Raw genomic sequence first — 218 nt, forward strand, 5'->3', positions numbered from 1 at the left:
TTTAAAGACTTTTTTAAAGGTGCTAAAGGCTTTCCTAAGTTCAAGAAAGAGAAAAATCAAGATGTAAAAGCATATTTCCCTAAGAATAATAAGACTGATTGGACTATTGAAAGGCATAGGGTCAAAATACCTACTCTTGGGTGGGTAAGACTAAAAGAATTTGGATATATACCAACAAATTCAATAGTTAAAAGTGGTACAGTAAGTCAAAAATCTAA

1 pseudogene is annotated in these 218 nt (G+C 30.7%); it reads left to right on the forward strand.

The window, feature by feature from the left end:
- Positions 1-218: pseudogene (locus KGF46_RS19920) on the forward strand (RNA-guided endonuclease TnpB family protein); the annotation flags it as partial.

This window comes from Clostridioides sp. ZZV14-6153 (assembly GCF_020657855.1).
Taxonomy (GTDB): domain Bacteria; phylum Bacillota; class Clostridia; order Peptostreptococcales; family Peptostreptococcaceae; genus Clostridioides.